Genomic DNA, 7,288 nt, shown 5'->3' with positions numbered 1-7,288 from the left:
GCCCCGTTGCAGCGTCCAGTGCCGCCAAAGGATCGTTACCGATACTTGGCGCGAAGACCGAGCAGATGTCTGCGACAACCTGCGTGGCGCCTGAAATGGGTTGCCGGGCGTTGGCTGGAACCTCCACTAGCCAGTGATCAAGGGTTCGCTGTTCAGGACTGAACATGTCCTCCAGAGAGCGTGCATCGGCATGCGAAAGTTGAACCTGTAGTCGATAGGTGCCAACGCGCAGTCGGTCACCCTCCAGCAGTCGCCTGGGGGCGAGCGAACCCAAGCTGTCGTGGCTGTCGTTGAGGTAGGTACGCTGACAGCGGTCAATGACGCAGAAGCTGCCCTCTATCCAGCGAATTTCGCAGTGAATCGGCGCAACGGTCTGCTCCCGATCGTTGATCCGCCACGTGGCTTCGGCGCTGCCGATGGTGCCGCCTGTGCAATCGAATTGATGCCGGATAGTGACGTTGTGCTGCAATTGATCAAGGTTCGTAATGCTCAAGGTCAATGTGCTCATGAGCGCCCCCGGAATCGCACGACGGGGCTGATCTGGCCGTGGTGATCATCGACAAAGCTGGTCCAGCCCAGGTAGGCGCCCTTGGCAGGATGCAGGCAGAAGGGCGACAATGCGTTCTGCTTCAGGCGCAGCTCCAGGTCGTAGGCCAGACCATCACGCAACAGGAAATCAATCAGAGCACGCAAGCGATTGAAGTTGATGCCGCTGGGCAACAGGTCACGCAACTGTTCCTGATCAAGCTCGCTGATCACGATGGTGAACTTGCTGCTGCGGGTTCGCGTGCGGCTGCCGACCATGAAGGAGCTACCCAGTTCACCGTTGCTGCAGCCAAGGCTCACCCGTTGTGTGGAAGTGGTGGGAACCGAGCGGCTTTCGAACTCTCGGATGTGCACCTGCTTCAAGTCAAAACAGTGGGCGATGATGCCGGCGACCGTGCCTGGTGCACGGCTGCGGCTGGCGATCACACCGGCGAAACTGAGCAGCCGGCTCCAGGGGAGTGCCGTATCACCGCGCAGCTGTTTGTCATTCAACCCGAGCAGGGCGAAGATGTACTGGGAAAACCCATCGCTGGCACCCGGCTGGAAGCGAATGTAGTAGCGGTACTTGCGCCAGATGCGGTGCAGCAGGCTCAGCACGTAGTGATTGAAGAAGTCGAAGAACGCCGGCCGTACACCAATCCCGTGGGCATGCTCGTATGACACTTCTTCCAGGTAATAGGTTGGCAAGGGCGAGTCTGTGCCGTGCAGGCCCATGAAGGTGGTGCACACGCGATAGCGGTCTTCGGCTTCGGCCATGCGCTCGGCTTTGTACACGTCGGAAACCGGAAAGGTCAGTCGCGGGTCGCTGCCCAGCCGCACGCGCAGGCGAGTGGCCCGGTCCGGCCAACGCGGTTCCAGGTCATCCCCGTGCAGGCCGTGCAGGCGCTCCAGCAACTGGTAGAAGTTGTACTGGTGTGCGTCGGCGAGCAGCTTGTCGGCTAGATCAGCGGTTGTTTGCCGGTCTGGATGGGCCATGTGTAGTGCTCGTTGTTGGTAGTGTTGATCACTTCCAGTTGATGGAAGGAGTTGATGCTGGCGTACAGGGCGAAGAAGTGCGCGAGCACGCAGCCGAACAGGTACAGGTCGCCCTCGCAGAGGAAGGCGGCCTGATCCAGCTTCAGCCGTGTGCGTAGCCCGCGAATGGGCTGGCCTTTGATTAGCCAATCCAGAGGTTCTGTTTGAACATCGCGGATGCCTTCGAGGCGCTTATGGGTGGTGCGTGTCTGTTGCAGGTCGTGCAATGCCACGAAGTCATAGGCACGAATCACCGCTTTCAGCGGCTCGGCCGAAAGCAGCGACAGGTAGTTGAGCGACATGTTGGAAATGAGCGCCCACTGCAACTGGCCATCCAGCACCGGCCGATAGGGGCGTGTCGGCTTACAGATGTTGGTATAGGTGGTCAGCGGCGGCGTGACTTCGGAAATCACATTGATGTCGTCGACGCCCAATGCCAGGGGTAGATCGCGATTGGTGCAGGTCAGGTCGATAGACGCCGTTTCCAGTTCACCGGTGTAGGCGTTGGCATCGGCGCGCACGAAAGCGATACGGTGCGTGACGCCATCGCCGCGCAAGGACTCTTCGAGGGTGTAGCGGTAGTACAGCGCCGTGCGTCCTTGAGCGTGCTCGATCTCATGGGCGAACGATTCGAAGGGGCGGAAGGTACGTAGGTGTTCGCCGGTACTGCCGTCTGTTGTCGTGCGGGTGCTGATCACTCGATCAACACTGAAAATTTCATACGCATGCCGCTCTTTACCTCTGGGCGTAAGGTCAGAAGGGGCGTGCCGGTTGGAGAGGTCGATAGGCTCGGCGCTGTAGCTGAACAGGTTTACCGCCGGCGTGCAGAACAGGCTGAAGTCCGCCGTGCCGATACGCAACGAATCCGGTAGCTGGCGGGTGAAGTGAAGTTCAATGCCCACCTGCTGAGTTGCTTGATCGGGCCAGATCTTCTGCAGTCCGGTGATGCTGAAGAAGTGAAAGCGCTTTGGAAATACAAAGTATTCCTGCAAGATCCGATAGCCGTCGAAGACGTTCTGCGGGTAAGGCAGCAGCCCTTCGTTTGAGCTGAAGCCTGGGAAGACGATGCTGCTGGCTGGCAGCCTGCGGACCTCGCCATTGATCGTCACAGCGACATGCTTGAGGTATTGAGCGATCCAGAGGTACAGCGTGCGGGCAGTCTCGGTATCACCGCTCAGGTGGAAATCCAGACTGTTGCAGCCGAGGGTGTTCAAGGGTCGCTCGACCAAGGTGCGCAGCTCGATGCTTGCCACCGAACTGTCAAGCGTCTGGGTAGCGCTTACCGATTCGATCTCGAACGGATGGATATCCACTGCCGTGCAGGTGCGAAACTCACAAGGCACACCGTCCACAGGTTTAGAGAACAGCTGTGAACCTTTGGGAATGCGTTGCGATTGGCTGAGCGCTTGCTTGAGTGGTGTGAACTGGATAATGGTGGCGCTCGGCAGTGGCCGCAGGTAATTGGGCCACAGCAGTTGCAGCATGGGGTGCGTCAGCTCTGGCAAGTCATCCTCCAGCTTGAGGCGCAGCTTGGCCGTGAGGAAGGCAAAGGCTTCCATCAGGCGTTCGACATCCGGGTCGCTGCCACCCTTGCCCAGCAGCCGGGCAAGTTGTGGGTTGTCTTTGGCGAAGTCGTTTCCCAGCTCATGCAGGTAACGCAACTCTTCGCTGAATCGATCCTTGAGTGACATCGGTCACCTCACTCGGGTGTGGCGGCTATGGCCGTTGACCAGCAGCTCCAGTTGCAGCTGCTCCTTGTGGTTGTTGACCTGCACCTGGCAGTCCAGCCTGAAATGCAGCTCCAGCGGGGCGAGACAATCGGGCATGGCTTTGAGCGATCGCACGTGCACACGAGGCTCGAAACGCCGAATTGTGCGGCGTATGTCGGCGCTCACTTGCTTGAGCAGGTCGCCACTGCTTGCGTCGTGCCCGTTGAAGTCATGCAGGCCAAGCTCAGGGCTGCTCTGCGAGCAGCCTTGGCGAGCGTTAAGCAGCGTTTCCAGGTGGCGCTTGATGGCGGCGAACTTCTCGGCAGCGGTTTCTTGCCGAGAGGGCGTGCGGCTTACAGTCTGATCCGCCATCAAACGGTCGAAAAATCCACTCATTGGGTATCAAGCCGGCCGACCAGTGAGATCTCGAAGTTCGCGCCCATGTATTTGAAGTGGGGGCGCACGGCGAGTGAAACCTGGTACCAGCCCGGGTCGCCGGCCACATCGGAAACCTCGACCTTTGCAGCGCGCAACGGGCGACGGCTGCGTACGTCGGCTGACGGATTTTCCTGGTCGGCGACGTATTGCCTGATCCATTTGTTGAGTTCGGACTCAAGATCCTTGCGCTCCTTCCAGCTACCAATCTGCTCGCGCTGCAGCACCTTGATGTAGTGGGCCAGCCGGTTGACGATGAACAGGTAAGGCAGCTGGGTGCCGAGCTTGTAGTTGGTCTGAGCCTGCAGCCCTTCCGCGGTCTTGGGAAAGTTCTTCGGTTTCTGCACCGAGTTGGCCGAGAAAAATGCGGCGTTGTCGCTGTCTTTGCGCATGGTCAAGGCGATGAAACCTTCTTCGGCCAGCTCAAATTCCTTGCGATCAGAAATCAGCACCTCGGTTGGGATCTTCGCTTGTAACTGCCCCAGCGCCTCGTAGAGGTGTACTGGCAGATCTTCGACGGCGCCACCGGACTGCGGGCCGATGATGTTAGGGCACCAGCGGTAGCGGGCGAAGCTGTCGTTAATGCAGCTGGCCAGCAAAAAGGCGGAGTTGCCCCACAGGTAGTTTTCGTGTCGTCCTGCAATGTCCTCGACGTAGTGATAGCTCTGCACGGGATTTTCTTGCGGATGGTAGGCCGGGCGAAGCATGAAACGGGGGCCGGTCAGTGCAGTGTGGCGAGCGTCTTCACTTTCACGGAACGCACGCCATTTGGCATGCCGTGGCCCGGCGAAAATGTCTTTGATTTCCTTCAGATTGGGCAGCTCTTCAAAGCTGCTCAAATTGAAGAAATCGGGGGATGGGGCGGCAAGGAAAGGTGCGTGGGACATGGCACCGACGGAGGCCAAGTAGCTCAAAAGCTTGATGTCTGGAGAGGAGGGGCCGAAGTCATAGTTCCCCACCATGGCCGCCACGGGCTCACCACCGAATTGACCGTAACCCGCGGTGTAAACGTGTTTATACATACCGCTGCAGGTGATGTCGGCCGCGTTCTCGAAATCATCTAGCAAGTCTTCCTTGTTGGCATGCAGAACTTCAAGCTTGATGTTCTCGCGGAAGTCCGTACGGTCGACCAGAAGTTTGAGGCTGCGCCACGCCGATTCAAGCTGTTGAAACTCGGGCTGATGCAGGATGGCATCCATCTGTCGGCTGAGCACTCGGTCCAGCTCTGCAATCATTTGATCGACGCGATGCTTGTTGATTAGTTGATCTGGATCATTGCTCTTGAGTATTTCTGCAATGAAGGCCGATACGCCTTGGCGAGCGACTTGATAACCCTCCTGCGCGGGCACCAATTTGGTTTCGGCCATAATCTGGTCGAGCAAAGTGGCTTTGCTCAATGTCTCGCCGGACAGTTCAACGGCGAGGGTGGTGCTGGTTGACTTTGGCATGGGACGCTCCGTTGTCTCAGTCTTCTTGTGGCGCCTCAAGCACCAGGTCCAGTTCTTGGGCGAGTTGTTTGCGGGCCTGCTCGTCGTTCAGCAAATGCTGCAACTGCTTGCGAAAGGTGGGCACGTTACCCAGCGGGCCCTTGAGGGCGACCAGGGCTTCGCGTAGCTCCAGCAGCTTGTTCAGCTCAGGCACCTGGCTGGCGATGCGGTCGGGTCCGAAGTCGTTTATCGATCTGAACCGCAGGTTGACCGCCAGCTCCGCATCCGGTGCCGCGCTGAGTGTGGAGGGCACGGACATGGCCAAGCTGACGTCGGCGTCATTCAACACATTGTTGAAGGTGTGTTTATCGATGCGCATGACCGATCGGTCTTCCAGCGCACGGGTGTCATCCAGACCGAAATCGCCCAGCACCAACATCTTGTGCGGCAGCTCTACTTCGGCCTGTTTATCACCGGTGGCGGGTACGTACTTGATGTTGATGCGCTCTTTGGGCGCAACGGAGCCCGAGGCTTTAGTCATGTAGATATCGCCTTTGTTGTTTGGGTATATATGTAGGAAGCATCCTACAAAGTGCTGTTAAACAATAAACAAGCTGCAGGTGAAGTTGCGGCGCTTGCTTGCGAAAAGACCTTGCGCCTATGGCGAGATATATGTCGAGTCGGGAGGTGTTACTAAATATTTGTTTGTATCTTCCTTTCTGTTTGTACTAGCCTAAAAGTTCGTTTCTGACCTCCTGATTGCCTGGGTTCAAATTTTTTCGCTGCATGGGTTTAATGGGTGGTGACGACTGCTGGTTGGCGGTGAGTTGGTCACTAGTGCATCTGTACTATCGAATAAGAGAATGTGATTGTGATAATGCGCCGCTCTGCCTGTAGTGCCGGATTTACATTGCTGTTTTGTCTGGCACCCTCTCAGGCACATCCCTCAAGAGACTGCCCCCGGATAGTGTCCAATCTTGAGCGTTTGGCTTGTTTTGACGAAGCCGCAGCAACTCCCGCGCGAGTGATAGCCATCACTCGGTGGTCTGCTCCCGAGCAAGAGGCGCCCAGTGTCATGCGTGTCATGACCAATGAGGTTGGCAGGGGGCCGGAAGACCTGACCTTTCGCCTGGGAAACCTGGGAGGCGTGGCGGACGCTGAGGAGGAACTGGTCATTTCAGCCCCTGCCATAGCTTCAGTTGGGGAGCGGTCTTATTTGGCTATCAGCTGCATACAGAACATCTCCAGGCTGCAACTGATTACCAACCGGCCAGTCGAAGCGAGCCGTGTCAATGTGCGGATAAAGGGGCAGGGCTGGTCTACCAGCGAAACCGCGTGGCAGGTAAGGGAAAATGGTCAGGTACTGGATGCTGGCAGGGGTATACCAGCCATCGAGCAGATCAAACAAATGATCGGTGCTCAGCGCATTGAAGTGGTGAGCGGTCACAGGGCCGTCGACGGGCTGGCGTTTGATGCCGAAGGCCTGGACGCGCTAATCAGCCAGGTGCGACGTTCATGTCGGTGGTAGCGCTGGGGCAGGCCGAGGTCATCGTCCGGCTGCTTGCACCGATTGATACCGCAGCCCCGGCGGGTTTGTTCGATGTCGAGGACGAAACCTACCAGGCTATCGACCAAGAGATGGTCAAACTCGGAGGTCTGCAGGAACCCTCGATCGACTGGGCGTACATCGAAGAAGCGTCCTGCCAATACTTGGCGCGGCAATGCAAGCACTTGCGAATCGTCGCGCACCTTGGTGCGGCCTGGCTGCGTAGTGGTTGTTGGCAACGCTGGAGTTTCACGCTGGAGTTGCTGGCCGGTATGGTCGAAGGCTATTGGGAGCCTGCTTACCCCAAACCGGGCCCAACAGGCTTCATCGGCAAGCGCAAATTGGTGAGCCTGGTTCTGAAACGCTTGATCGACGCGTTGCCGAGGCTCGACCGCTTCACCTTCAACCCAGGGTATGCAACTGCTGCGCGAGGTGCGCTTGAGCGCCTGCTACAGCAGCAGGGACCGGTACAATTGGATCTAGCTGCGCTTGTCGAGCTTGAGCGCTCGCTGAGCAAATACGCCGACCTTGCCAATGGCGTTGGCGAGGTTGCAGCACCCAAGGCGCCAGAGTCAAACATAAAGCCAGTGCCGCTGGCTGATGTCATCGCA

8 protein-coding genes are annotated in these 7,288 nt (G+C 57.9%); 2 read left to right on the top strand and 6 right to left on the bottom strand.

Annotation, left to right across the window (positions count from 1 at the left end):
• The 6 genes from HP547_RS25530 to tssB form a co-directional block, all read right to left on the bottom strand.
• The coding region (locus tag HP547_RS25530; protein WP_172288175.1) for an FHA domain-containing protein at window positions 1-508 on the bottom strand (508 nt) is incomplete at its 3' end.
• A complete protein-coding gene (gene tssG / locus HP547_RS25525) occupies window positions 505-1,521 on the bottom strand; it encodes a type VI secretion system baseplate subunit TssG (protein ID WP_172288173.1) in 1,017 nt (338 codons plus the stop codon). The genes HP547_RS25530 and tssG, both read right to left, overlap by 4 nt.
• On the bottom strand, window positions 1,485-3,251 hold the full coding sequence (tssF, locus tag HP547_RS25520) for a type VI secretion system baseplate subunit TssF (RefSeq protein ID WP_172288171.1): 1,767 nt from the start codon (window positions 3,249-3,251) through the stop codon (window positions 1,485-1,487). Before tssF ends, tssG begins: the two co-directional genes overlap by 37 nt.
• 3 nt (window positions 3,252-3,254) lie before the next feature.
• On the bottom strand, window positions 3,255-3,665 hold the full coding sequence (gene tssE, locus HP547_RS25515) for a type VI secretion system baseplate subunit TssE (protein ID WP_172288169.1): 411 nt from the start codon (window positions 3,663-3,665) through the stop codon (window positions 3,255-3,257).
• Window positions 3,662-5,152: a type VI secretion system contractile sheath large subunit gene (gene tssC / locus HP547_RS25510; protein WP_172288167.1), complete on the bottom strand. Its 1,491-nt coding sequence runs from the start codon at window positions 5,150-5,152 to the stop codon at window positions 3,662-3,664. Before tssC ends, tssE begins: the two co-directional genes overlap by 4 nt.
• 16 nt (window positions 5,153-5,168) lie before the next feature.
• Complete coding sequence (tssB, locus tag HP547_RS25505) at window positions 5,169-5,672, bottom strand: type VI secretion system contractile sheath small subunit (protein WP_172288165.1); 504 nt, start codon at window positions 5,670-5,672, stop codon at window positions 5,169-5,171.
• 336 nt (window positions 5,673-6,008) lie between these two features.
• On the opposite strand from tssB, the gene vasI reads away from it, so the two are divergent.
• Both vasI and HP547_RS25495 read left to right on the top strand, forming a co-directional pair.
• Window positions 6,009-6,659: a type VI secretion system-associated protein VasI gene (gene vasI, locus HP547_RS25500; protein ID WP_172288163.1), complete on the top strand. Its 651-nt coding sequence runs from the start codon at window positions 6,009-6,011 to the stop codon at window positions 6,657-6,659.
• On the top strand, window positions 6,647-7,288 hold a 642-nt coding region (locus HP547_RS25495; RefSeq protein ID WP_172288161.1), incomplete at its 3' end, for a type VI secretion system ImpA family N-terminal domain-containing protein. The genes vasI and HP547_RS25495, both read left to right, overlap by 13 nt.

The sequence above is a fragment of the Pseudomonas sp. CM27 genome, assembly GCF_013179515.1.
GTDB lineage: Bacteria > Pseudomonadota > Gammaproteobacteria > Pseudomonadales > Pseudomonadaceae > Aquipseudomonas.
This window is presented reverse-complemented; position numbering and strand designations above follow the sequence as displayed.

Excerpts from the sequence above, each read along its gene's own strand:
- tssG (WP_172288173.1), bottom strand. The coding sequence starts at position 1,521 with ATGGCCCATCCAGACCGGCAAACAACCGCTGATCTAGCCGACAAGCTG.
- tssF (WP_172288171.1), bottom strand. The coding sequence starts at position 3,251 with ATGTCACTCAAGGATCGATTCAGCGAAGAGTTGCGTTACCTGCATGAG.
- tssE (WP_172288169.1), bottom strand. The coding sequence starts at position 3,665 with ATGAGTGGATTTTTCGACCGTTTGATGGCGGATCAGACTGTAAGCCGC.
- tssC (WP_172288167.1), bottom strand. The coding sequence starts at position 5,152 with ATGCCAAAGTCAACCAGCACCACCCTCGCCGTTGAACTGTCCGGCGAG.
- tssB (WP_172288165.1), bottom strand. The coding sequence starts at position 5,672 with ATGACTAAAGCCTCGGGCTCCGTTGCGCCCAAAGAGCGCATCAACATC.
- vasI (WP_172288163.1), top strand. The coding sequence starts at position 6,009 with ATGCGCCGCTCTGCCTGTAGTGCCGGATTTACATTGCTGTTTTGTCTG.